Origin of the sequence: Francisella marina (assembly GCF_008369785.1) — a bacterium.
In the GTDB taxonomy this organism is placed as follows: Bacteria; Pseudomonadota; Gammaproteobacteria; order Francisellales; family Francisellaceae; genus Francisella; species Francisella salimarina.
On sequence record NZ_CP043552.1, the window covers coordinates 540,633 to 565,876 of the forward strand.

Here is a 25,244-nt window from a genome sequence, read left to right on the forward strand (position 1 = left end):
AGATTTAAAAAATCATTCCTGGCATTTCCCATATTCCAGCGGCTCTAAGAGTATCTTTGATAATCATTACTTTTTCATAATCTGTAAGAGGATACATTATGTTATATCCTTTAGTCTCTGAGGCTAAATTATGAATCTTTATATCCAGCATATTGTTGTCAAATGCTTCCTGTTTAAATATAGCACTAGCTCTTCTAATATTCGCTGTTGAATCAACTAAAATAATATCAGTAGGTTTAGGGTTCATATTTTTTATTGTTGAAAAAGTATTGACTCCTTGCCAAACCATATTAAAAGATTGGTCTTCTAGTATGATTTTATCTAAGGGTACACCACTATTAACTAGCCATTGTCTCATTTGATAAGATTCTGTTTTACCTCCTGTAACTCGACCACCGCTGACTATAATTCTTGCATTTGAAAACCTATAGTATGCATCTAACCCTTTGAATAGCCTTCTTACTAAATATTCATTCATACTTGCATTAGAGTTTAACGGAGATCCTAAAATTACAATTACAGGTATAGAATTTCGTGTAAGTTGTATTTGGTTGGCGTTAGTATTTATATGTAAATTAAAGCTTCTTTTGATAATATCAAAGGCATTTATATATACTGGCATTTCAGGCCATTTAGATGTTTCTAGTTTAGCAAATGTTTTTCTAAAATTACTAAAATCAAAAATATATGAATATGCTGAGTCATATATTTGTACAATAGGGTTGTCAGGGAAATTTTCTACCAGCATATCCAGAGTTTCACCAGCTTGGTTATATTCTTTTGTTTCAATCTGAAGAGAAAACAATGATAAACCTAATTGTAGGAGCTCTTTGCTATCAGGATCAGTTTGCTTCATAGCTAATTCAAGAGCATTTATAGCATTATGCAAATATGTATCTGCGGCTTTTTGGTTAAAGATACTGTATTGAACATTTTCAATAGCTTTTTGCTTTAGACTAATGCTTGCAATGCTTGAACTAGTACTTTTGTTAGCAAAGCCTGGACTCAACATACCGATTATAGCAAGTATAATAGTTGCAAGCTTTATATTTATATATCTCATTTTTATAGTAAATAAAAAAGTTTTTATAAAACAATGATATAAGAGTATTTTTGCAAATTAAATTATTATTCATCATAATAGTTAAAAATAAATTCAAAATTGATGAAATGCAAAAAAAGGTATCTCCCAAAAATATAATATTTGCAGGTTTTGCAACAACTGTAGAGTATTTTGATTTTGCTCTATTTACGTATGTAACTATTTATATCTCTGCAACATTTTTTCCGGATAATAATTCTTCTGTTGCTATATTAAAAACATTTGGATTGTTTGCTGCTGGATATTTGATGAGACCCATAGGCGGGATTTTCTTTGGTAATCTCGGGGACAAAAAAGGGCGTAAGCATGTATTAATATTTACTGTGGCGCTGATGTTTATATCTACTGCTATGATAGCTTTTACTCCGTGTTATGGAAGTTTGGGAATTGCATCTGTGATAATTATTCTCCTGGCTAGAATGATTCAAGGTTTCTCAATAGGTGGTGAATATAATGGTGTACTTGCAGTATTAAGTGAAGGTGCACCCGATAGTAAGCGTGGGTTGATTACTGCTTTTGGTACGTTTTTCTCAGGCTTAGGTGTCTTTTTAGGTACATTTATAGTCTATATCTTAACAAGTTTTTTAAATTCTGATCAGATGCATGTTTATGGTTGGAGAATTTGTTTTATTGTTGGGGCGATACTAGCTATTGTTGTTTTGGTACTTCAGTTTGCATCAGATGAGTCTCCTGAGTATCTTAAATCAAAAGAAGATGGGATGTTAGATGATACTCCTGTAGTCTCTGCAGTTAAAGAATATCCTTATCAAATCTTTATTGTGTTTGCTTTAGCAGGCTATTTAGGAATTGTATACTATATGGTTTCTGGCTTTATACCAACATTCCTAAAAAGTGATTTGGGTTATTCTGTACACACAGCAATGCTGATGTCTATGATTGCAGCTTTTTTCTATTTTACAACAGCTCCAATATGGGGTGGACTATCAGATAAAATTGGTAGAAAAAAAGTATTATTAATATCTTGTATTGGGATTGGAGTTTTAATAATACCCGCATTTTATATTATGACTAATACAGATTCACAAATTGTTATAACATTAGTTATGACTGTGATAATGTTATTAATATCAGCAGCTACAGCGACATTTGTAGTCACAATCAATGAGCTATTTCCAACACATCTAAGATTTAGTGGTGTAGCAACTGGATATAATATAAGTAATGCATTGTTAGGAGGAACTGTACCAATGGTATCAGCAGCGTTAGTTATGTATTTCGGTAATGTTGCTCCTAGTTTTTATGCTCTAATAGCTTCTATAATTATAGTTATTATCATAGCAACTATGCCTGAGACTAAAGGCATCGAGTTAGAAGAGTAAAGCCCTTATTTCTGTAATATTTTTCTCTAATTAGTAAATATATTATATTAGCCAATATTTTTGTTTGTATTTGCTGTTCTTATGTACTACTATGATAGTACATTAATACATTATTTAATTGAATAATAGATGTCTGAAATAAAAAATAATGAAGAAAATCTGCATGATCTTTACGAGGTCTTTACAAACTTTGATTCTGTCGAAGAAGCTAAGCTTTTTTTAGAAGATTTATGTACGCCTGTAGATTTGATGGCAATGGCTGCACGTTGGAGAGTAGTTAAAGAGCTAAAAAAAGATAAGCCTTATAGGCAGATACATGCTGAAACAGGAGTTAGCCTTACAACTATTAGCAGAGTTGCAAGATGTCTTAGTTACGGGACTAATGGTTACAATACTATCTATAATAAAACTAATAGAGAGAGCTAAAATGAGAGAAAGATTAAGAGTAGCTGTACAAAAAAAAGGTAGACTATATGACAATTCTATGGAATTATTCAACAAAATAGGTATTAAAGTAGAGTTCTCAAGTAAAAGTAACTTGTTATGCCATTCAATAAATGCTCCAATTGATTTTCTTTTTGTGAGAGATGATGATATTCCAACTCTAGTTAATGGCAATGTATGTGATTTTGGGATAGTGGGTGAGAATGTTTTAGAAGAGTACTTACTAAGTATAAAAGATACCAGTAAAAAGAATGATATTATCAAAACTAAGAAATTAGGGTTTGGATATTGTAGATTATCTATAGCAGTTCCTAATGATGCTAGCGATGATATTAATACACTTAAGAATACTCGTATCGCAACATCATATCCTTATCTAGTACAGAAATTTTCAGATGAGAATAATTTAAATCTAGATCCTCTATCTATTTCAGGATCAGTTGAGATAGCTCCGAATCTTCAGATGTCTAGCTCAATATGTGACTTGGTTTCTACTGGTCGAACTCTAGAAGAGAATAATCTTAAAGAAATTCATACAATAATGAAAAGCCAAGCTATTTTAATTCGCTCAAATGAAAATTTTGGAGATGAATTAGAAGAATATTATCAATTATTACTTAGACGAATTGAGGGTGTAAAGCATGCTCAAGAGCGTAAATATATTATGTTTCACATAGATAAAGATTCGATAGATACGATTGCTCATATTCTACCTGGACATGAAGGTCAAACTATAATGCCTTTATATGGGGATACTAAAGTTGCGATACATTTGGTTACCAAAGAGGGAGTTTTCTGGGGAACTTTAGAGAAGTTAAAAGAAGCTGGTGCTAGTTCTATATTAGTTTTACCAATTGAGAAGATGTTGGAGTAAGTAGCGACAATGATTGAAATATATAATTGGCAAGAGCTTAGCACTACTAAGCAAGTAGAGCTTCTGTCTCGCCCAGTTTCTGCTAATAAAGCTAGCTTAGTTGCAGGTGTTAGAGATATTTTAAATGAAGTTAAGCAGAACGGTGATAAAGCACTTTTTGAATTTACTTTTAAATTTGATAGTGTTGATTTAGATAATATTGAAGTCTCAGCAGATGAGATTAAAGAAGCTTACTCACTAGCCTCGCCAGATGATATCGAGTTAGTTAAGAATTCTATAGCTCGTATATCTAATTATCATAAAGTAATGAAGCCAAAAACAACTGTTTGTGATACTAATGATGGGGTAGTTTGTAAAAAAGTTTATAGGCCTATTGAAAAAGTTGGTTTATACGTACCTAGTGGTTCAGCTCCTTTAGTTTCTACGCTAATAATGCTAGCAGCTCCAGCACAAATCGCAGGTTGTAAAGAAACTTATGTGACCACACCTTGTGATAAAAATGGTAATGTTCATCCATTAATTTTAATAGCAGCTGATATTTGTAAGGTTTCAAAGATTTATAAACTAGGAGGAGCTCAAGCTATAGCTGCTCTAGCTTATGGTACAGAAACTGTACCTAAAGTTAATAAAATTTATGGTCCTGGAAATTCTTGGGTTACAGAGGCAAAACAGCAAGTATCTAATGATAGTCAAGGTGCTGCTATTGATCTACCTGCTGGACCTTCAGAGGTTTTAGTAGTTGCTGATGAGAGCGCAGATCCTAGATTTGTTGCTGCAGATTTGTTAGCTCAAGCTGAGCATGGCACAGATTCACAAGCTTTATTAATCACAACTAGTCAAATTTTAGCAGATAAGGTTAGAGATGAAGTTTCTAAGCAAACTAGTACAGCCCAAAGAAAAGCTATCATTGAAAAATCTTTAGAAAATAGTGCAATTATTGTTGTAGATACACTTAGCCAAGCAATTAATATAGCTAATGAGTATGCTTCTGAGCACCTTATTTTAAATATTGAAAATGCATATAATTATATTGATAGTATTCAAAATTCAGGTGCTGTATTCGTAGGTCCTTGGGCGGCTGAAGCATTAGGTGATTATATTACTGGGTCAAATCATGTACTACCTACTTATGGATATGCAAAAGCCTATAGCGGTTTAGCAACTATAGATTTTATGAAAGCTATAAGTATTCAAAATGTATCTAAGCAAGGTATAAAAAACATAGGTCAAATAGCAATGAGATTAGCTGATATAGAGGGTCTCAAAGCTCATGAAAACGCAATAGCTATTCGTTTGGAGAGTTTATAACATTATGCAAAATCAAACTACAGAAAGTCTTATTCGTAAAGATTTACAAAAATTTAGTGCATATTCATCTGCACGCTCCTTAAAATTAGATGGAGATATTTGGTTAAATGCTAATGAATCACCATATAATGATGAATATCTATATAATCGCTATCCTGAACCACAACCAAGGAAATTAGTGGAGAAATTAGCAAAAATATATAATGTTGATGCAAGCAATCTATTAGTTACTCGAGGTAGTGATGAGGGGATTGATCTGTTATTTAGATTATATTGTGAGTATCAAAAAGATTCAGCTTTTGCAGTTGAGCCTACTTTTGGAATGTATAAAATAGCTGCTCAATTACAAGGTGTTAATTATAAGACTCTTAAGCTAAAAGAAGAAAATAACTTTGAAATTAATGTTACAGAGCTTTTAGTGAGTATTCCTGATAACTGTAAATTACTATTTTTATGTACTCCTAATAATCCTACTGGTAAATCTATATCATTAGCTGATATTGAACAAATTTTAAGTGAATTAGCTGGCAAGTGTGTAGTTGTAGTTGATGAGGCATATATTGAATTTAGTAATGAAAAATCTGTTTCTTGCATTATCAATAAATATGAAAATTTAGTTGTGCTAAGAACCTTGTCAAAATCTTTTGGTATGGCAGGTCTTAGGCTAGGGACTGTTATTACTAACTCAGATAGAATATCTTGGTTGAGAAAAATATTAGCACCGTATCCAATCCCAAAAACTACAGAAAATACTATATTAGCAATGCTTGATGATGAGAGTTTAGCAAATATAGCTAGTCAAATTACTGAAGTAAAAGAGCAAAGAGAACATCTATATCAAGCATTATCACAAATGAAGATTGTTGATAAATTGTGGTCATCAGATGCTAATTTTATATTAGTTAGATTTAGAGAGAGTATCTTTAATAAACTAATCGATAATAAAATAGTAGTCCGTTCTATGGCTCATTTTTTCAATGATGAAAAAGTTCTAAGAATTAGCATAGGGACAGTATCTGAAAATAAAAAATTAATCGAAGTATTACAAAAATTAAGTAGCGAATATGAAACAAAATAAATATTTATTCATTGATAGAGATGGTACTTTAATAGTTGAGCCACCTATAGATAAGCAGGTCGATAGTATTGAGAAACTAGAGTTTTTTGATGGTGTTTTTGAAGCTCTTAAAAAATTACAAAAAGCAGGCTTTAAACTTGTTATGGTATCAAATCAAGATGGATTAGGAACTGAGTCTTTTCCTCAAGAAGATTTTGATGCGCCACATGACTTGATGATGAAGGTATTTAAGTCTCAAGGGATAGAGTTTGAGGATGTCTTAATATGTCCACATTTCGCTCATGAAAATTGTAACTGTCGTAAACCTAAAGTTGGTTTATTGATGGACTATTTAGTAGAGCAAAAGATCTCTCTAAAAGATAGCCATGTGATAGGTGATAGAGAAACTGATGTTCAATTAGCACATAATATAAAAGTCAATCCTATTCAATTTGGTGTTGGAAATTATCAATCTTGGGATGATATTACTACAGCAATATTAAATAAGCCTAGAGTAGCTGAAATCAAGCGTGTAACTAATGAAACTGATATTATTGTAAAAGTTAATCTAGATGTTCCCGGAACTCGAGAAATAGATACGGGTCTTGGGTTTTTTGATCATATGCTTGATCAGATTGTAAAACACGCAGGTATTAGTGCGGTAATTCAGGCAAAAGGCGATCTTCATATCGATGATCATCATTGTGTTGAGGATGTTGCGATTACTCTTTCACAAGCAATTGCTCAAGCTCTTGGTGATAAGTATGGTATTAATCGTTATGGTTTCTTATTACCAATGGATGAAGCTTTAGTTGAGATTGCTCTAGATTTAAGCGGTAGAAATTACTGCTCATTTGAGGCAAGTTTTGATCGAGAAATGGTTGGAGATTTATCAGTAGAATTAGTAAAGCATTTCTTTGTATCTTTTGCTGAAGGTCTAAAAGCAACACTACATATTAAAGTAACAGGTGAGAATACTCATCATATGATAGAAGCGTGTTTTAAAGGCTTAGGAAAAGTGCTCAAACAAGCGATTGCCAAAAATGGTATAGATGAGATTCCTAGTTCAAAGGGAGTATTATGATAGCGATAATAGATTGTTGTGGGAGTAATTTTGCTTCGATAAAATATGCTTTTGAGAAATTAGGGCAAGAAATAGTCCTAACACATGATGCTGAAGTTATCAAAAAGTCAGACTGCGTAATTTTACCTGGTGTAGGACATGCTAAATCAGCAATGGCAAATCTAAAAAAATATAATTTAGATAAGCTTATCCCACAACTGACGCAACCAGTATTAGGAATCTGCTTAGGAATGCAAATTATGTATAGTTTTTCTGAAGAAGGAAATACAGATTGTTTAGGTATTTTTCCTGAAAAAGTAAAAGCTTTTAAAAAAACGCAAGGTTTTAGCATTCCACATATGGGTTGGAACAGTTTACAAAATATAAATAAGGATCATTTTTTATTTAAAGGTATCGCAGAAGATGATTATGTATATTTTGTGCATAGTTTTTATGCTGAGCTTAATCAATTTAGCATAGCTACTAATGACTATATAAATGATTTCACTGCGATGGTAAATAAAGATAATTTTTATGGAATACAATTTCATCCTGAGAAATCCGGTAGGGTTGGCATGAAGATTTTAGAGAATTTTATACAAGGAGCTTTGTAAATGAATATATTTCCAGCGATAGATCTAATAAATGGCAAATGTGTTCGTTTAGAAAAAGGTGATTTCAATAAAACTACTACTTATGAGCTTGAGCCAAAAGATGTTGCAAAGTCATATCAACAAGCTGGTGCAGAGTTTATCCATGTCGTAGATTTAGATGGTGCTAAAAAAGGCCAAACTTGTCAATTTGAGACTATCCAGCAGATTAGAGAGAACTGTAATATGACTCTACAGGTTGGTGGAGGTGTCAAAGATTTTGAGACTATTGAAAAGCTTTTAGAGATTGGGGTTGATAGGGTAGTTGTTGGTAGTTTAGCTGTTAAGGATATAGCATTAACAAAGAAGTTTTTTGAGAGATATGGAGCTGAGAAGATAGTTTTAGCTTTAGATGTATTTATCAAAGAAGGAATACCTTATATAGCAACGCATGGCTGGCAAGAATCAAGCACAACAACTTTAGATGAGATATTGCAAACTTATCTTGGTGATGGTCTTGAGTATGTCTTATGTACTGATATTTCTCGAGATGGTATGCTGCAAGGTCCCAATTTTGAGCTATATAGAATCTACTCATCTATTTATCCAGATATTCAATTCATGGCTTCTGGTGGTGTTGGTAGCTTAGAAGATTTAGAAATTCTAAAAGAGCAAAATACTTATGGTGTTATTATAGGCAAAGCTCTATATGAGAATAAATTTACACTTCAAGAGGCTTTAGAATGTTAACAAAAAGAATAATTCCATGTCTTGATGTCAAAGGTGGCGTAGTTGTCAAAGGTGTAAAATTTAGAAATCATAGAATCATTGGCGATATTATTGAACTAGCACAGAAATACTCAGATGCAGGAGCTGATGAGCTGGTATTTTATGATATTGGAGCTAGTCCTGATAATAAGCTGCTTTCTATCAAGTGGATACAAGAAATAGCTAAAAAGATAAATATTCCATTTTGTGTAGCTGGAGGTATCAAGTCTGTAGAGAATGCTCGCGCAATATTAAATGAAGGAGCAGATAAGATATCTGTCAACTCAGCAGCGCTTGCTAGACCTGATTTGATAGATGAGTTAGTTTATGAGTTTGGTACACAGTGTGTGGTAGTTGGCGTGGATAGTAAATTTATTGATGGTGAATTTAAAGTTTGCCAATATACAGGTAGTGCTGATAAGACTGTACAGACGTTATTAGATCCTGTTAGCTGGGCAAAAGAAGTTGAGTCTCGTGGTGCTGGAGAGATAGTTCTTAATTGTATGAATCAAGATGGTGTCAAAGGTGGCTATGATCTAGAGCATCTTAGAGAAGTCCAATCAAATGTATCAATCCCTGTTATTGCCTCTGGTGGAGCTGGAGAGATTCAGCATTTTATCGATGTATTTAAGCATACCAATATAGATGGTGCTTTGGCAGCAAGTGTATTTCACGATGATATTATTGCGATACCTGAATTAAAACAAGAGCTTTTTAAAAATAATATACCGACAAGAGTAGTAAAATAGGATACAAAATGGATAACAAAATTATAGAGTCTATAGCTTGGCAAAAAATGGATAATTTAGTTCCAGCTATTATTCAATCAGCAATTGATAATAGTGTCTTAATGCTAGGCTATATGAGTAAAGAATCTTTAGAGAAAACTTTAGAAATCGGCAAAGTGACTTTCTATAGTCGTAGTAAGAAGCGATTGTGGACTAAAGGCGAAGAAAGCGGTAATTTTCTTGAGCTAAAAGATATAGCTGTTGATTGTGATAATGACTCTATACTTATAAAAGCTATACCGTACGGTCCAACTTGTCATACTGGTAGTAAATCATGTTTTACTAAAAATGAAGAAAATAGCTCTTTGTATATAATAGATAAATTAGAAAAATTAATTGCTGAAAGAAAAGACTATTTACCTGAGAATAGCTATTTGAGTAGTTTATTTAAAAAAGGATTACCTAGAATAGCTCAAAAAGTTGGCGAAGAAGGTGTAGAAGTTGTGATTGCTGCAATGAAGCAAGATTCAGAAGATGAGCTAATATCTGAAACAGCGGACTTATTATTTCATTTATTAGTTTTACTGAGAGAGAAAGGTATTTCATTAGAACAAATTTGTCAAAAGTTAGTTTCTCGAAATACTTCTAATTAAGTTATAATTACTATTTGAAGTTAACCAAAAATTTACTTATATGAAAATAATAATTCGTATATTAGTGATTGTCCTTTTGGCATTAATTACTACATCAGTGTACGCAGTGCCTGCTAAAGGTACATTTACAGCAGAGTCATCGTGTCAAGCATATATATCAAAAAACAAAATGACTAACCCTGATAATACTTATGTAATTGCAGGGCAAATTTACTCTATTCAGGAAAAAAATAAAGATACTAATCCTGATTGGTTTAGAGTATTTATTTCAAATGCTAGTGAAAGCCAGTTGCGCTGGGTAAGTAGTAGTTGCGGTATCGCAGATATTGAAGAAGGAGGTGATACTCCTGCTAAACAATGTGTCCAGGAGCCTGGACTTGCTGATAGCTATGTATTAGCTCTAAGTTGGCAGCCTGCATTTTGTGAGACTTATGGCTTCAGTGCTGGAAAGCAAGAGTGTAAAAATCTACCTGTAGATAGTGCAGCGGCTAAGAGTTTTTCGCTACATGGATTTTGGCCAAATCAAGATACTTGTGGTACTAATTATGGTTTTTGTGATGCTCAGAAACAATCTGATTTTTGTAATTATGCGCCATTAAATTTAGATGATAAAACCATGGAGTTGCTGCATAGTGTGATGCCAGGATATAATGACTCTTCATGTTTACAACGCCATGAATGGTATAAGCATGGAACTTGTCAATTACATGATCAAAACCAATACTATACTCAAGCAGCTACTTTTGTAAATCAAATAAATGATTCGAAATTAGAGCAGTTATTTAGCCAAAATATTGGTAAAGATATAACTATTGAACAGTTTGATAATGCTTTTAATCAAAGTTTTGGGGCTGGTACTAGTAATAAAGTATATCTAAATTGTAAAGATGGTATGCTAGTTGATGTGTATATATCATTACCTAAAAATGCTGATGAGCCAAGCCAAAAAGATTTGTCTGCTTTGCTAGCTAATGCACCAAATGCTAACCAAAGTACATGTCAAAATACATTTAAAATTTCTAATTTTTCTCATAATGTGGGTTAGTTCTATAGATATAAAATATCACTCTATTTTGTAATATTTTGGAATGACATAATGAAAAAATGATGTCATCCTATGGCTTGACTATAGGATCTAAATGATATTGATAACATCTCTACTCTGTTAATGGATACTATGGTCGGAGCAGTAGTATGGCGAATAGTATTAATTTTATTTTCTAATAATTTGTTTTATGGACTACTAACTGCTAATGTACTGTGATTATATATGTTAATTAATTCAAAACTCGATATTATGATAAGTATTTATTTTATTGAGATTGAAACTAGTTCAGAATGATAGAATAGATAGAGGAACTTGCAAATTTAGTTTTGTATGATATTAAGTAAATCTCTATCCATCAAATGACTAGGTAATACATTTGAAAGCGAATTTAAGATGTTACTAGGTACTTTTGGATTTTCATGTGCTAGATCTTGGATAAGTTTTTTAACCTTTTTTCTTTTAAGATTTTCTTGTGATCCACATAGGTTACAAGGGATTATCGGAAACTGCTCTTCTTTAGCAAATTCGATAAGATCTCGCTCTTGAACTAGTACCATTGGGCGAATTACAGTATTTTCACCATCTTGAGTTATATACTTAGGTGGCATAGACTTGATTTGTCCTTGATAAAGTATCGACATTAGCAATGATTCGATCAGATCATCGCGATGATGTCCTAGAATGATTTTATCCATTTTATGCTCTTTTGCATATCTGTAGATGTTACCACGGCGAAGTCTCGAGCATAACGAACAATAAGTCTTACCCTCTGGAACCTTATCTATAACAACACCATAAGTGTTTTTTGTTTCAATCTCATAAGATATACCTAGATCGTCAAGATATTTTCTAAGTTGACTATCATCCCAACCAGGTTGAGACTGATCTAATGTATACACATGAAGATCAATATCATAAGTTCCATCTTTGACAAGACCATGCAAAACTTTTAATAATCCAAAAGAATCCTTACCTCCTGATAGACATAGCATAACCTTATCACCTTTTTCGATAAGCTTATAATCAGCTATAGCCTTAGTAATATAGTGGCGTAATTTTTTTTCAGTTTTGCTTATTTTTATTTCAGTCATTTTATCTATGCGCCTTCTTAAAGATTCTATCTTTTTCGCGAGCCCAATCTTTATCTTTTTGAGCCTGACGCTTGTCGTGAACTTTTTTACCCTGAGCAAGAGCTATTTCAACTTTTACACGAGGACCTTTCCAATACATAGCCAAAGGCACACATGTAAATCCCTTTTGCTCAATTCGTCCCATGATTTTATCTATTTCACGGCGATTAAGTAATAGTTTACGATTTGCTGAAGCATCAGCTACAACATGAGTAGATGCTGATAATAGAGGAGTTATTAGACAATTAAAAAGCCAAGCTTCACCACGCTTGATATGCACATGACTATCTGTCATCTGTACTTTACCAGCTCTGATACTTTTTACTTCCCATCCTTGTAGTACTACTCCAGCTTCAAATTTCTCGAGAATAGTATAATCATGGAAGGCTTTTTTATTCCTAGCAATAGTTGCTGGAGAAACCTTATGTTTACTCATAACTTTATTATTTTTTGTAAAAGATATACAATGTAACGCTATATATTATCAGCAAAACACAAAAGATTAAATAAATGAATAAAGTTAATAAATCTGCAATTGTTAATTATACTGCTTCACAAATGTATGATCTTGTAAATGATATTAAAAGCTATCCTGAATTTTTGCCGATGTGCTACGATATTGAGATTTTTGAACACACGGAAACAGAAGCAAAAGCATCTCTAAAAATCAAATCAGGATTTGTGAAATTGGATTTTGCTACACATAATACAATGGTAAAAGATGAGCATATTCATTTAAATCTTATGAATGGACCATTCAAAAGTTTAACAGGTGATTGGAAATTTGAACCTCAAGATGAAAATTCATGTAAAGTATCATTGGACATGGAGTTTACCTTTGAAAATAAATTTGTGGAAATGGCTCTTGGTCCAGTATTTCGTGGGCTTGCAGATAAGATGTTGGGAGCATTTTGTAAACGTGCAGAAGAGGTTTATAAATAGTGAAAGTAGAAGTCATTTATGCTTTACCTAATGAGCAGAAGTCTTTTTATGTTGAGTCTGGTGATTCTATGACTGTTAGAGAAGCTATTATTGAATCAAAAATCTTAGATGCTTATTCTGAATTAGACATTATCGAAAATCTTAAAGTTGGTATCTATGGACAAATAGTCAATTTAGATCATGTTCTTGAGGATAGAGATAGAATTGAGATATACAGAAATCTAACTATTGATCCAAAACAAGCCCGTATGCTAAGAGCAGAACAAAAGCGTAAAAGAGAAGGCATTAGAGGTTTTGGTGCTTAAAGAGCATAATCAAAGAAAATATAATCGTCTAGAAAGTTTTGATTATTCACAAAACAGTTATTATTTTGTAACCATTTGCACAAAAGATAGAGTCAATTATTTTGGTGAAATATCTAATCATGGCAAGATGGTTTTGAATGATTGTGGTGTCATAGCTTTTGATAGATTAAAGAATATTCCTCAATTTTATAATGATGTGTTTTTAGATGAATTTATAGTTATGCCTAATCATATTCACGCAATAATTATAATCCAAAACTATAATATAAATGTAGGGACAGAACAGTGTTCTGTCCAATCTGATAATCTTGCTAAAGGAACAATGACAGCACAATGTGCTGTCACTACAAATGAAAAATCTAATTTATCACAAGTTATAAAATCTTATAAAGAGATTTGTACTAAGCAAATTCGTAACGCCCTTGGCTTAATTGAATTTCAATGGCAACGATCTTTTTATGACCATATAATAAGAAATCAAGAATCGTTAGCAAAAATCAGAGAATATATCCAAAATAATCCAGCTAAATGGTATTTGGATAAATATAATTACGAGAATTTATATGAATAAGAAAATAGCAGTAATAGGAGCTGGACTAGCAGGATGTTCATTAGCTTATGAATTAAGTACACTATCTAACTTTAATATAACTATATTTGATAAAAACTCTGATATTGCAACAGAAGCTTCTGGAAACTTCGCTGGAATTTTAGAACCATATTTAACTTCAGATAACAATTTTTCAGATCAGTTTCATACACTAGGATATAGTATATTATTAGAGTTTATAAATCAGTATCGTAATGATATAGAAATTTGTAATCAGGGTGTCTTGCAAATATTAAGTGATGAAAAAGAACTAAATAGATATCATAAGATTTTTACAAAAAGAGAGATAGCTGATGATTTAGCTAGACTAATATCTCATCAAGAGCTTTCGCAATTACTTGGCAAAGATACTCATAACATGGCTGTATATTACCCTAATGCTTTATCTGTGGTACCTAAAAGTATTTGTCAGCTATGGCTTAAATTATCAACTGCTAAATTAAAATTAAATAATGAGCTCTTGGATATTAAGAAATTAGAGAATAATACTTGGCAATTAGAATTTAATAATTTTACTGAAGATTTTGATATTGTGATATTTGCTGGAGGGTATCCATTATTTAAAAATATTTCTCTGCTGCAAAATATTCCGGTATACCCATCACAAGGACAGCTAACAGTTATCAAAAGATGTTTTGATATCTCAAATAATATTATGGATAAAGGATATATAATCCCTAATTATAAAGATAATCTACAAGTTATTGGAGCAACATTTCGAGATAATAATGATACTAGTGGAGATATAAGGCAAGAAGATAATAATTTTAATATTAATCAAATTAAGCAAATATTTGATAATAAAAATTATAATGTTGAAATTATTAATTCAAGAGTAGCTACGAGATGTGTAACTTCTGATCATTTACCACTTATTGGTAGGCTTGCTGATTATAATAGTTTTGAACAAGTTTTTTATAAGCCTCTGTCTAAAGGCTATCCAAAATCAAAAATGCCAAATATTGAGTATCAACAAGGTCTATATGTATCTTCAGGATTTGGCTCAAAAGGTTTATGTTCATCATTATTAGCAGCTAAGATTATTACATCATATATAACAAATCAAAGTCAGCAATGTTCAGATAAGTTACTTGAAGCACTTGCTGTAGAGCGTTTTTGGGTTAGAAGCTTCAAGAAAGGTCAAAAATTTTCATAAAATACTACTTCAGTATGTATATATAGCAATTATTAGCTATAATTGTGAGATTTTTAGGAATCAATTTAATAAGTTCATGAAATTAAAAATAAAAAAGAGTATTTTGTTACTCGCTACTATCATAGTACTATCAGGTTGTTCAGTTAAATGGGAGACACCTCTTAATGATAGAGATCCTTATGAAAACTATAATCGCGAGATGTTTCATTGGAATAATGAGTTATATGAGGATCTGACACCTGTAGCAAAAGCTTATAATTATGTTATGCCTGATGCTGTACAGACGGGTATATTCAATATTTTCCAAAATCTTTTTGAACCTAGTCGAGTAGCGAATGATCTTTTTCAAGGTGAATGGGGATATGCTGGTGATGATAGTATGAGATTTTTAGAAAATACAACTCTTGGGGTAGTAGGTATTTTTGATGTAGCTGGTAGTAGGTTTGGATTGCCAATGCGTTATCATCAGGATTTTGCAGTTACTCTTCATAAATGGGGAGTGTATAAGAAAGGATATGCTTCACCATATATTGTTTGGCCAGTTTTTGGACCTGGTACTATAGAGGGAGTTAGTGATGGCGTAGATGCTATGTTCAATCCTCTGTCGTATTTGTTTTTGGCTCCAGGAGTAGGTACATTTACAGCCTATGCTGTAAACTATAGTGTATATGGATTATATTATACCAATGAAGGAGTCTCTTATTTACCGGCATATTCAAACTTAGAAGAAGTATCGGTAGATCCATATGCAGCTATGAGAAATGCCTACCTCCAGAACTATGACTATGGTATGGCAAAAGTCCTTAAACAAAAAGATCCATCACTTGATAGTCCTCAAAGTGATCAAGCAATATTAAGTGTTTTAGGTATTAAAAACAAAAATACTAAATCAGAAGTTGCCTATAGTGATGAAAGTTTTGTCCAGGCATATCAAAATACTCCACCAGTTCTAAAAAGTAGTCTTGCTAGTGTAAATAAGGTTACTGAAGTTTAGTCTAAGTTATAAACAAGTCTTAAAAAATATCTTTTGTTTAGCTTAAAAAGTTTTTTTAAGGTATCGTTTTTTGATATCTTATATATTATGTTTGAAAAATAGTTACTGAGGTTTATTAGTGAAAAAACTATTTGTAAGTTTGATGTGTATGGTAATTTTTTTACCAAATTTAGCTTTGATTGCTGCACCAGTACCAACAGGTTATGATTTTATTCCTATTCAAGAAGAGATGCAAATTGCTCAACCAGTAGTTGCAACACATGGTATGGTTTCTTCTCAAGAGTCTTTAGCAAGTCAGGTTGGTTTAGATATATTAAAACAAGGTGGCAATGCTGTAGATGCAGCTGTTGCGGTTGGCTTTGCTTTGGCTGTTACATTACCTAGAGCTGGTAATCTTGGTGGTGGTGGCTTTATGATTATCCACTTACAAGATGGCAATAAGAATATAGCTGTAAACTACCGTGAAAAAGCTCCTGCAAAAGCATCTAAAGATATGTTTTTAAATGACAAGGGAGATGTTGATTATGCTAAGGTTTCTGGCTCATACAGTGCTTCTGGTGTTCCAGGTACTGTAGCTGGTTTAGTAGATGCTCAACAAAAATACGGTAAATTGAAATTATCACAAGTTATTGCTCCAGCTATCAAGCTTGCTGAAGATGGTATCCCGGTAAGCTATGACCTAAATCAGTCGCTTATAACTGCAAAACCATGGCTTGAAAAATCACCAGAAGCTATGAAGATTTTTTATCATAAAGATGGTTCTGCTTATAAGGTTGGAGAAATTTTAAAGCAGCCTGAACTTGCAAATAGTCTGAAACTAATAGCAAAACAAGGTAAAAAAGCTTTCTATGAAGGAGATATTGCTCATAAGATAGCAGATAGTATGGCTAAAAATGGTGGTTTAATCACATTACAAGATTTGAAAAACTACAATGTCGAAGAAATGAAGCCACTTAAAGGTACATATAGAGGTTATACAGTATATTCTATGCCGCCACCAAGCTCCGGTGGTGTAATTCTGATAGAGTTATTAAATATTCTAGAGAACTTCCCATTAGCTGACTATGGTAACAATAGCGCTAAAACCATTAATCTTATGAGTAATGCAATGAGCTATGCTTATAATGATAGAAACTCTGATTTAGGAGATCCTGATTTTGTTAAGATGGATTTGGCTAAATTCTTGTCTAAAAAATATGCGAAACAGATTGCTCAAAAAATCACTACAGATAAGCATATTCCGAGTAAAGATATAAGTACAGTTGATCCAGAAGATCGCGAAAAGCTTCAGACTACTCAATTTAGTGTAGTTGATAAAGATGGCAATATGGTGTCTAATACTTATACGCTTAATTATTCTTATGGGAATGGTATTGTTGTGCCAGGAACTGGTATATTGTTAAATAATGAAATGGATGATTTTGCAGCAAAAGTAGGCGTGGCAAATGTGTTTGGTTTAGTTCAAGGTGAAGCTAATACAGTTGCTCCAAATAAGCGACCATTAAGCTCAATGACCCCGACAATTGTTCTTGATAAAGATGGCAAGCCGTTTTTAGCTACAGGTTCACCAGGTGGAAGTCGTATTATTACAACAACATTACAAGTGATTTTAAACATCATAGACTATAATATGAATCTACAATCAGCAGTTAACAATCCTCGTATACATAGTCAACTATGGCCAGAAGAAATTGGTGTAGAGCAGGGTGTATCTGTGGATACTATCAATCTACTTAAAAAAATGGGTAACACTGTTACTCCTTATGCTGCTATGGGTGCTGCAGAGTCTGTAATGTCTGATGGACAATATGTCTATGGTGCAGCAGATCCACGTAGAGGTAATGCTTTAGCAGTGGGTTATTAATAACTACTTAATAGAATTTTGCCATATTTATTATTTTGTCTTCTATTTTCAATCTCATAAAATGCCAGCTTGAAGTTATCTAAATTTATATTCTTATAAACAGGTAAGTCTAGTTTATAGCAAATTATATATTCGATAAACTGATTAAGTTTAGCATTACGAAATATTGCTCCAACTCTTTTTTCCCACTCTTTCAAAAAAAATCTTTCAGGAATGATTTTTTTATCATAAAAAATATTAGATACTTTCTTGGGGTAATTGGTCATGGACAAACAACCATATACTATAAACCTTCCATTATTAGAAATTGTTTCTAGTAATCTGACTCCATTAAGACCTCCTACAGCATCTAAGGCTATATTTGGTAAAGGTATATTATTTTTAATAATTTGCTCTTGTAGAGATAATTTAGAGTTTATTACAAAGTCAGCACCATAATCATATAGTCTTTTTGAGGTTTTACTGCTTGTGACAACTATAATCTTATAATTTAAACATTTCGAAAGTTGAATAAAAATTTTAGCTATTGATGAATTGCCAGCATTTATTATGACTACGTCGTCTTTAGAAATGTTTATTACTTCAGTCAGGATTACCCAAGCTGTTAAACCATTTATATAACATTGTACAGCAATATTATCAGGTATTTTTTTAGGCAATTTTAGTAATTGTTGTGGCTCAATATCTATAAATGTTTGCCAAGTACCAGATGTCATGATTAGAACTCTATCACCAACTTTATACTCTGGTTTTTTTGAACCTATAACAATACCAACTGCTTCAAAACCTGGAATTCTAGGAGTAGAGTGATTGTAGCGGTATTGACCCTCACCATATAAAGATAAAATATCAGAAGGGTTGATTGTTCTAAGAACAACTTTAGTTAACACATTTGTATAATTAACTAAAAAAGCTTCTTTTTGTTCCAGAATGTCATTGGGGTTACCATAATCTTTTTGTTCAATATATTTATTAAGAAGCATAGGAATAATATTGGTTTTTTACTTTTTTCTGTCTTCTGGTGCAGCAGAGCTTCCTGCAAGTATTCCACCATCTACATTTAGTTCAATCCCTGTGACATATTTTGATTCATCAGATGCTAGATATAAAGCAGCATAAGCTACATCTTTTGCATTACCCATTCTCTTTAAAGGTATGTCTTGAGTAATAGTTTTAATAGCTGCTTGTTTTTGATCTTCATCTTTTGGCAGCATCTCATCCCACATTGGCGTTAATATAGCTCCTGGATGAATTGAGTTACACCTAATCCCATAATTCATATCAGCACAGTATAAAGCAACAGATTTAGTATGATTTCTTACAGATGCTTTACTCGAAGCATATGCAACAGCCTGAGGTATACCTACAAGTCCAGAGCGGGAAGAAATATTGACTATACTGCCGCCATTTTCTTTCATAAGTTTAATAGCATATTTGCACCCTAAGGCTACACCATTAGAATTTATAGAATGAACCTTTTGCCAAGAATCCATATCTAAATCCTCAGGGTTATGAGGACCTGCACTTTCAATAAAGCCGGTAATACCTGCATTATTAATTAAAATATCTAATCTGCCAAACTTTGATTCAATATAGTTAGTAACTTCTATCCAATTACCTTCAATACTAACATCTAAGTGTTTATATTCACAATTTGATGAGTTAATATCTTTAACCGTTTGATTACCTAAACTGTCGTTTATATCTGAAACAATCACAGTTGCTCCCTCATTTGAAAAGAGTTCAGCAGTTGCCTTACCTATTCCTCTAGCAGCACCTGTTATTAATACTATTTTATTATCTAATCGTTTCATAAGAAAGTCCTATAAATTATTTAAATTTTATAAAAGTGATTTAGGAGTTAACTTTAGAATGTATTATATGATTTATATAGAAATATATAATTATTTTATAAAATTAAAGAGTTCCACGAGCTGCTTTTTTACGATCAGATTCTGTTAGATGTTTCTTTCTTAGTCTGATTGATTCAGGTGTAATTTCAACAAGCTCATCATCTTCGATAAACTCAAGAGCATACTCAAGAGTTAGTTTAATTGGAGTAACTAGTGTAAGAGCATCATCTTTACCAGAGGCACGAACGTTAGTTAACTGTTTACCTTTACAAGGGTTAACCGCTAAGTCGTTATCTCTACTATGAATACCAATAATCATACCCTCATAAACATCTGTACCGTGAGAGATAAACATTTTACCTCTCTCCTGAAGGTTCCAAAGAGCAAACGCTACTGCTTTACCTGATAGCATAGAAACTAGAGTACCGTTTTGACGAGTTTCAAGAGTTTGCTTTTTCATAGGTCCGTAATGATCAAATACTTTGTTTAAAATACCTGAGCCAGATGTGATAGTTAAAAATTCTGTATAAAAACCAATTAAACCACGAGATGGTATTATAAATTCAAGTTTTACACGACCTTTACCATCTGGTTCCATATTTTTAAGCTCACCTTGACGTAAGCCCATTCTTTCCATTACAGTACCTTGATGCTCTTCTTCGATATCTATAATTGCTTGCTCATAAGGTTCGTGTTTTTCGCCATCAACATCTTTAAAGATTACATGTGGGCGAGATACTGCAATCTCATAACCTTCACGGCGCATATTTTCAAGTAAGATCGAAAGGTGAAGCTCGCCACGACCAGATACTTTAAATTTATCAGGATCATCAAGTTGCTCAACTCTTAGAGCTACGTTTGTAAGTAGTTCTTTGTCAAGACGGTCTTTAATTTGACGAGAAGTTACATATTTACCTTCTTTACCAGCAAATGGAGAGTTGTTAACTTGGAAAGTCATACTAATAGTTGGCTCATCTACAGAAAGCTCAGGTAATGCTTCTACTTTATCAGGGCTACATAATGTATCTGATATATTCAAACCTTCCATACCTGTTACACATACAATATCACCAGCTTGAGCTTCAGGCACTTCAACTCTGTCTAGACCCATATAGCCTAATATTTGTAATACTCTACCATTACGAGTTTTACCATCTTTACCAACAATAGTTACAGGAGTATTTGTTTTGACTTTACCTCTTTGGATACGACCAATACCAATAGTACCTGTGAAGTTAGAATAGTCTAAGGAAGATATTTGCATTTGGAATGGACCATTTTCATCAACAGCTGGATGCTCAACATTTTCAACAATAGCCTTGAAAAGATCTGTCATATCTTCTTTTTGTTCGCCAAGCTCATTAGTTGCCCAACCATTGATAGCAGAAGCATAAATAATAGGAAAATCTAATTGTTCATCAGTAGCCCCCAATCTATCAAATAGATCAAATACTTGATCTACTACCCAGTCAGGGCGAGCACCATCTCTATCGATTTTGTTGATGACCACAATTGGTTTTAAACCTTGAGCAAAAGCTTTTTCTGTTACAAATCTTGTTTGAGGCATAGGACCATCAACAGCATCAACTAGTAGTAATACTGAGTCAACCATAGATAATACACGTTCAACCTCACCACCGAAGTCAGCATGGCCTGGAGTATCTACGATATTAATTCGGTAGTTATTCCATTTTAGAGCAGTGTTTTTTGCAAGGATTGTAATCCCTCTTTCTTTCTCAATGTCATTTGAGTCCATGACTCTTTCAACTTCTGGGCCACGAGTGTTTAGTGTACCAGATTGTTGTAATAGTTTATCAACCAGTGTAGTTTTACCATGGTCAACGTGTGCGATAATCGCAATATTTCTTAAATTCTCAATCATTAAATTTTACCTATTTTTATAAAATCACCAACAATTATAGACTAATAAGGTTTAAAAGTACCTAAAAATTAAATACTTTGATTTGATAATTGGTTTTCTAATTTCAATATCAAAATAATCTTTTATGAATTTGGGGTTGCTGAATGGTTTTGTTAAAATATAAACTAAACTTATTAGCAAATTATAGTTGGGGTATTTTGTTACAGCTCAATAGAATAAAAGCAATATTTAAAAGTAGAAACTCGTATAATAATACCTATGTTAGTGAACTAATATCATCGATTCATCGTGCTGATGTCAAAGCGGCGATACTATCTATACTTTGGGCAGCTGGACCAGTCACGATTATAGCTATAACTTTGGGGTATTATTTAAGTCATGGTCAAGGAGTTCCGCTAGTTACAGTTGCATATTTTTCTTTTTATGTGTTTTTTGTCGGTTTAGTAGGTTTTATTAGTAAAATAATTTTTGATTCTATCAAGCACCGTGAAAAAGAGTTGATGCAAGATAAGTTTCTATCTGTAATTGAGGAATCATATCAAAGTTTATATATGTCTAAAAAGCTTACTCTTAGTAATCTAACCGATCAGGTAAGAGATAATAAAATTGCTTATGAGATTCTTGCTAAGTCTCATCCAACAAGTAAAGAAATATTTTATGCATTTAAATTACATTTTAATGAGGAAATGGCAGAGTTTGCTGAGATCATATACCTGTATAGAGATAATGGTTTTCCTATAGACACTCCGAGCAATAAGCGTAAATTAAGAAGCTTCTATAAGCAAATAAATAGTAACCAGAGTATTCCTGATGATTTAAGGATCAAGTTTCAAAATGCTTTAGTTGGTAAATATTCAGATTTGAAGAAAGGCCTTGATAGGAAAATAGGCTTTTTGTCTAAGATTTATAGTAGTGCAGGGATGTATAACTTGTATGATTTAGAAGATGCAAGTAATGTTATAACTCTTTTTATAGAATTATTATCTGGTAGAAAAATTTATTATTTGAAAGCAGTTTCTAAGTTTGAAGATGCTAAAAAAGATTATTTATTTAATTCTATAGAGAAGTTAAGAACAGGAGTTCTTGAAAAATATAATCATATTCTAGGTATTTATAAACAATGTTATTTAACTGTATCTGAAGTTGCGCCTGATTTAGATTTGATAGAAGTTGTTGATACAGCTCCAGATATAACAAACAATCTAAATCAATTAGAGCAATCAATAAAACAGCTATCTACAAAAAATCAGCCTAAAGAAATCAAAAAGCTAATACAGCAAAATAAAAATAGGTTTCATCAAAGAATGCGCATCATAAAAACTCAGCTTAAAAGGATGAATATTCTATTGAACCAATGGAAGTCTTTAGAGTTTGGTAGTGATGAGAAGTTGAGTAAAAATATAGAACATCAATTAGCTTATATCTTTCTCGAAGAGCAAATGAGAATGTCTATAGCTTATAAAATGTTTGAATATATCAACCATGAGCATGACTTTTCTTCGAAAACTGAGCAAATCAAAGCCTATGCTCGACAGATAGTAAAAATATTACAGGAGCCTCTAGATTTACAAGAATCTACAGTCTTAACAGCTATTGAAAGTTCTCCAAGGGCGAATCTTAGTAGTATAAGGTTTAGTAATTCAACAACAGAGAAGCTTAATACTACATATAATCTATGTAGATCTGTGAAGACAAATATTGTTGAATTAAGAAAGCAATTAAACAAAATATTAGTAGCACAGTATATTTAACAAGTTATTTTGTTAGTCTTGTATATCTAGCAATCATTGTTTCGTTGCCACTAGTTCCACCACAGTGAATATAGATAATAGGCTTTGTAAGTTTATGATGTTCATTTAATAATGCACGCCAAGCTATAGGGTCATATAGTAGCTCAAACTCAATTTCTGTCTGCTCTAAAAGCTTTTGGTATATTGCATAATTTTGGATATCTAATTGCCCAAAATGAGTTTTAAAGTTTAAATTGAGAATTTTAGGATGTTTGAGACCATTATCAATATCATTAAATTGTTTTTTTAAGTATTGATTATCACCAACACAGGCAATAGTGTAGACTTTGTTTGGTAAGTACTTTTCAAGATATAGTGCAGTTGTGCCAGTACCAGATGCCACAACAACACTATAATTATCGATATCATTTTTTAGACAGTACTTTTTAATTTCATTAGCACAGTCAGCTATGCCTTCTTCAGCGAGAGTATTCCTACCACCTTGATCAAAGAAGTAAAGGCTATTGCCTATATTGTAATTTGTTTTTATACTTTCTAGGTTTAGAGAGCTTGTAGTCTCAAATAACTGCATGCCATTTTCTAGAGCTATCTTTAGGTTACCATTTTTACCATTTTTAAGAAATTTTGGTAGTGGTTTTATCCAATAATGGAAATCCCAGCCTTTGATCTTAGCTAGCTGTGATAATGCCAGCATGAAATTAGATTGATTACCGCCAAAAGATACAATAGTCTTGATGTGAGAGTATTTATCTGGGTTTTTTAGAAGATAAGCTAATTTTCTAGCCTTATTGCCAGAGAAGATAGGGTGATTTAGATCATCTCTCATTACAATAAAATCTTTATTTTCAAAAGATATTTCTTGAAACAAGGAGACCATTTAAGAAATTATTCTTCTAATAGTTCAAACTCATCCTTACCAACACCACAGTCAGGACATTCCCAGTCTTCAGGGACATCTTCCCATCTAGTACCGGGTTCAATACCATCTTCTGGCCAACCTTCAGCTTCATCATAAATTAAACCACAAACGATACAAATGTATTTTCTATATTCCATAATTAACTCTAAAAAAATGATTAGTAAATAAAAAGTTGCAATATTTTAGCATTATAAAAATCGTATATCCAGTACCTTATTAAAACATTACAAAAGGTTATACTTAGATTCATCAATACCAATCTTACGTGATTTATTTGAAAAGAATACAATATTGTTTTCAACGAAAAGATCTGTAATTTGTCTAGGTATATCTTTGTCTAAATGTCTTCTAATGAGTCTATAGAAGGCATCTTGATTGGTTTCATTAAAGTGTTTTTTGAATGTTTTATTAACAACGCTTTCATGGCAAGACAGGAATTTTTTGATACGTATTTTAGGATCAGTATTACTATTACCAGTGTCGCATTGGTTAGGAGCAGCAGTAGCTATATTGAATCCTTTGCGTGTATAATATGACGCAATACCTCTAAAAATTCGATCATTACTAAAAATTGTGATGCTAAGGTAAGTACGGAAATCACGATATCTTTCGACATATTCACCAACTTTAGCACAAATATAACCATCCATATTATCTTTGTTGCCTTCACCATAAATTATTGGTACAAGTTCAAAGTTATGGTAGATTTGGGTTTTATTGAAGTTTGCTTCTAATTCTTGTGGATTAGTAAAGACAATTACTCTGTCAAAATTACCCTCAGAAATATGAGAGAAGTTGTTATAGTTTTCAGAATCAACTATTGCTAGTTTGAGATATTCCATAACTATTTGACTCCTTATCCT

Annotated in this window: 27 protein-coding genes; 18 read left to right on the forward strand and 9 right to left on the reverse strand. The window is 32.4% G+C overall.

Translation table 11 applies throughout. From position 1 onward, the window contains the following. Nucleotides 1-4 precede the first annotated feature (4 nt). A complete protein-coding gene (locus tag F0R75_RS02750; protein ID WP_246145970.1) occupies nt 5-1,063 on the reverse strand; it encodes an ElyC/SanA/YdcF family protein in 1,059 nt (352 codons plus the stop codon). A gap of 107 nt (nt 1,064-1,170) precedes the next feature. Here F0R75_RS02750 and F0R75_RS02755 point away from each other — a divergent pair, with 107 nt between their 5' ends. The 11 genes from F0R75_RS02755 (at nt 1,171) to F0R75_RS02805 (ending at nt 10,972) form a co-directional block, all read left to right on the forward strand. Next, nucleotides 1,171-2,442 carry an MFS transporter gene (locus F0R75_RS02755; protein WP_149377193.1) on the forward strand — a complete coding sequence of 424 codons (1,272 nt, stop codon included), beginning with the start codon at nt 1,171-1,173 and terminating at the stop codon, nt 2,440-2,442. 129 nt (nt 2,443-2,571) lie between these two features. Continuing rightward, complete coding sequence (locus F0R75_RS02760) at nt 2,572-2,868, forward strand: YerC/YecD family TrpR-related protein (protein WP_013922936.1); 297 nt, start codon at nt 2,572-2,574, stop codon at nt 2,866-2,868. Between the two features lies 1 nt (nt 2,869). Further along, the gene (gene hisG / locus F0R75_RS02765) at nt 2,870-3,760 is read left to right on the forward strand and encodes an ATP phosphoribosyltransferase (protein WP_149368429.1); all 891 of its coding nucleotides are present in this window, start codon (nt 2,870-2,872) and stop codon (nt 3,758-3,760) included. Nucleotides 3,761-3,769: 9 nt separating this feature from the next. Then, on the forward strand, nt 3,770-5,068 hold the full coding sequence (hisD, locus tag F0R75_RS02770; protein ID WP_149368428.1) for a histidinol dehydrogenase: 1,299 nt from the start codon (nt 3,770-3,772) through the stop codon (nt 5,066-5,068). Between the two features lie 4 nt (nt 5,069-5,072). Beyond that, nucleotides 5,073-6,146 (forward strand): histidinol-phosphate transaminase, encoded by a 1,074-nt coding sequence (gene hisC, locus F0R75_RS02775; RefSeq protein WP_149368427.1) that lies wholly within the window; start codon nt 5,073-5,075, stop codon nt 6,144-6,146. Beyond that, nucleotides 6,133-7,209 carry a bifunctional histidinol-phosphatase/imidazoleglycerol-phosphate dehydratase HisB gene (hisB, locus tag F0R75_RS02780; RefSeq protein ID WP_149368426.1) on the forward strand — a complete coding sequence of 359 codons (1,077 nt, stop codon included), beginning with the start codon at nt 6,133-6,135 and terminating at the stop codon, nt 7,207-7,209. The genes hisC and hisB overlap by 14 nt, the downstream gene beginning before the upstream one ends. Then, entirely contained in the window at nt 7,206-7,802 is a 597-nt protein-coding gene (gene hisH / locus F0R75_RS02785) for an imidazole glycerol phosphate synthase subunit HisH (RefSeq protein ID WP_149368425.1), read from the forward strand. The genes hisB and hisH overlap by 4 nt, the downstream gene beginning before the upstream one ends. Beyond that, entirely contained in the window at nt 7,803-8,528 is a 726-nt protein-coding gene (hisA, locus tag F0R75_RS02790; RefSeq protein ID WP_149368424.1) for a 1-(5-phosphoribosyl)-5-[(5-phosphoribosylamino)methylideneamino]imidazole-4-carboxamide isomerase, read from the forward strand. Next, complete coding sequence (hisF, locus tag F0R75_RS02795; protein ID WP_149368423.1) at nt 8,522-9,295, forward strand: imidazole glycerol phosphate synthase subunit HisF; 774 nt, start codon at nt 8,522-8,524, stop codon at nt 9,293-9,295. Before hisA ends, hisF begins: the two co-directional genes overlap by 7 nt. An 8-nt stretch (nt 9,296-9,303) precedes the next feature. Then, nucleotides 9,304-9,927, forward strand: coding sequence for a bifunctional phosphoribosyl-AMP cyclohydrolase/phosphoribosyl-ATP diphosphatase HisIE (hisIE, locus tag F0R75_RS02800; RefSeq protein WP_149368422.1), 624 nt, complete (start codon nt 9,304-9,306; stop codon nt 9,925-9,927). Between the two features lie 40 nt (nt 9,928-9,967). Beyond that, entirely contained in the window at nt 9,968-10,972 is a 1,005-nt protein-coding gene (locus tag F0R75_RS02805) for a ribonuclease T2 family protein (RefSeq protein WP_149368421.1), read from the forward strand. A gap of 323 nt (nt 10,973-11,295) precedes the next feature. On the opposite strand, the gene ttcA is transcribed toward F0R75_RS02805, so the two are convergent. Beyond that, nucleotides 11,296-12,066: a tRNA 2-thiocytidine(32) synthetase TtcA gene (gene ttcA, locus F0R75_RS02810; RefSeq protein WP_149368420.1), complete on the reverse strand. Its 771-nt coding sequence runs from the start codon at nt 12,064-12,066 to the stop codon at nt 11,296-11,298. 1 nt (nt 12,067) lies between these two features. Continuing rightward, nucleotides 12,068-12,541, reverse strand: coding sequence for an SsrA-binding protein SmpB (gene smpB / locus F0R75_RS02815; RefSeq protein ID WP_149368419.1), 474 nt, complete (start codon nt 12,539-12,541; stop codon nt 12,068-12,070). Between the two features lie 74 nt (nt 12,542-12,615). Between smpB and F0R75_RS02820 the strand changes: the two genes are divergently transcribed. The 6 genes from F0R75_RS02820 (at nt 12,616) to ggt (ending at nt 17,976) form a co-directional block, all read left to right on the forward strand. Next, a complete protein-coding gene (locus F0R75_RS02820) occupies nt 12,616-13,047 on the forward strand; it encodes a type II toxin-antitoxin system RatA family toxin (protein ID WP_013922948.1) in 432 nt (143 codons plus the stop codon). Next, nucleotides 13,047-13,352: an RnfH family protein gene (locus F0R75_RS02825; RefSeq protein ID WP_149368418.1), complete on the forward strand. Its 306-nt coding sequence runs from the start codon at nt 13,047-13,049 to the stop codon at nt 13,350-13,352. The genes F0R75_RS02820 and F0R75_RS02825 overlap by 1 nt, the downstream gene beginning before the upstream one ends. Further along, nucleotides 13,345-13,923, forward strand: a complete 579-nt coding sequence (locus F0R75_RS02830; RefSeq protein WP_149368417.1) for a transposase — start codon at nt 13,345-13,347, stop codon at nt 13,921-13,923. The genes F0R75_RS02825 and F0R75_RS02830 overlap by 8 nt, the downstream gene beginning before the upstream one ends. Continuing rightward, nucleotides 13,916-15,118, forward strand: a complete 1,203-nt coding sequence (gene mnmC1 / locus F0R75_RS02835) for an FAD-dependent 5-carboxymethylaminomethyl-2-thiouridine(34) oxidoreductase MnmC1 (protein ID WP_149368416.1) — start codon at nt 13,916-13,918, stop codon at nt 15,116-15,118. The genes F0R75_RS02830 and mnmC1 overlap by 8 nt, the downstream gene beginning before the upstream one ends. 76 nt (nt 15,119-15,194) lie before the next feature. Further along, nucleotides 15,195-16,112 (forward strand): MlaA family lipoprotein, encoded by a 918-nt coding sequence (locus tag F0R75_RS02840; RefSeq protein ID WP_149368415.1) that lies wholly within the window; start codon nt 15,195-15,197, stop codon nt 16,110-16,112. A gap of 142 nt (nt 16,113-16,254) precedes the next feature. Continuing rightward, nucleotides 16,255-17,976 carry a gamma-glutamyltransferase gene (gene ggt, locus F0R75_RS02845; RefSeq protein ID WP_246145987.1) on the forward strand — a complete coding sequence of 574 codons (1,722 nt, stop codon included), beginning with the start codon at nt 16,255-16,257 and terminating at the stop codon, nt 17,974-17,976. On the opposite strand, the gene F0R75_RS02850 is transcribed toward ggt, so the two are convergent. The 3 genes from F0R75_RS02850 to typA all read right to left on the reverse strand — a co-directional run bounded on the left by F0R75_RS02850 (nt 17,973) and on the right by typA (nt 21,711). Beyond that, on the reverse strand, nt 17,973-18,959 hold the full coding sequence (locus F0R75_RS02850) for an alcohol dehydrogenase catalytic domain-containing protein (RefSeq protein ID WP_149368413.1): 987 nt from the start codon (nt 18,957-18,959) through the stop codon (nt 17,973-17,975). The two genes, ggt and F0R75_RS02850, sit on opposite strands and share 4 nt — an antisense overlap. An 18-nt stretch (nt 18,960-18,977) precedes the next feature. Further along, complete coding sequence (locus tag F0R75_RS02855) at nt 18,978-19,790, reverse strand: SDR family oxidoreductase (RefSeq protein ID WP_149368412.1); 813 nt, start codon at nt 19,788-19,790, stop codon at nt 18,978-18,980. Between the two features lie 103 nt (nt 19,791-19,893). Next, entirely contained in the window at nt 19,894-21,711 is a 1,818-nt protein-coding gene (typA, locus tag F0R75_RS02860; protein ID WP_146422035.1) for a translational GTPase TypA, read from the reverse strand. 194 nt (nt 21,712-21,905) lie between these two features. On the opposite strand from typA, the gene F0R75_RS02865 reads away from it, so the two are divergent. Next, nucleotides 21,906-23,462 (forward strand): hypothetical protein, encoded by a 1,557-nt coding sequence (locus F0R75_RS02865; RefSeq protein ID WP_149369205.1) that lies wholly within the window; start codon nt 21,906-21,908, stop codon nt 23,460-23,462. A gap of 4 nt (nt 23,463-23,466) precedes the next feature. Here F0R75_RS02865 and F0R75_RS02870 read toward each other — a convergent pair whose 3' ends face one another. The 3 genes from F0R75_RS02870 to F0R75_RS02880 form a co-directional block, all read right to left on the reverse strand. Beyond that, nucleotides 23,467-24,339, reverse strand: coding sequence for a 1-aminocyclopropane-1-carboxylate deaminase (locus F0R75_RS02870; RefSeq protein ID WP_149368411.1), 873 nt, complete (start codon nt 24,337-24,339; stop codon nt 23,467-23,469). 8 nt (nt 24,340-24,347) lie between these two features. Then, nucleotides 24,348-24,518, reverse strand: a complete 171-nt coding sequence (locus F0R75_RS02875; RefSeq protein ID WP_012279604.1) for a rubredoxin — start codon at nt 24,516-24,518, stop codon at nt 24,348-24,350. Between the two features lie 87 nt (nt 24,519-24,605). Then, entirely contained in the window at nt 24,606-25,223 is a 618-nt protein-coding gene (locus F0R75_RS02880) for a PIN domain-containing protein (RefSeq protein WP_013922959.1), read from the reverse strand. Nucleotides 25,224-25,244 lie beyond the last annotated feature (21 nt).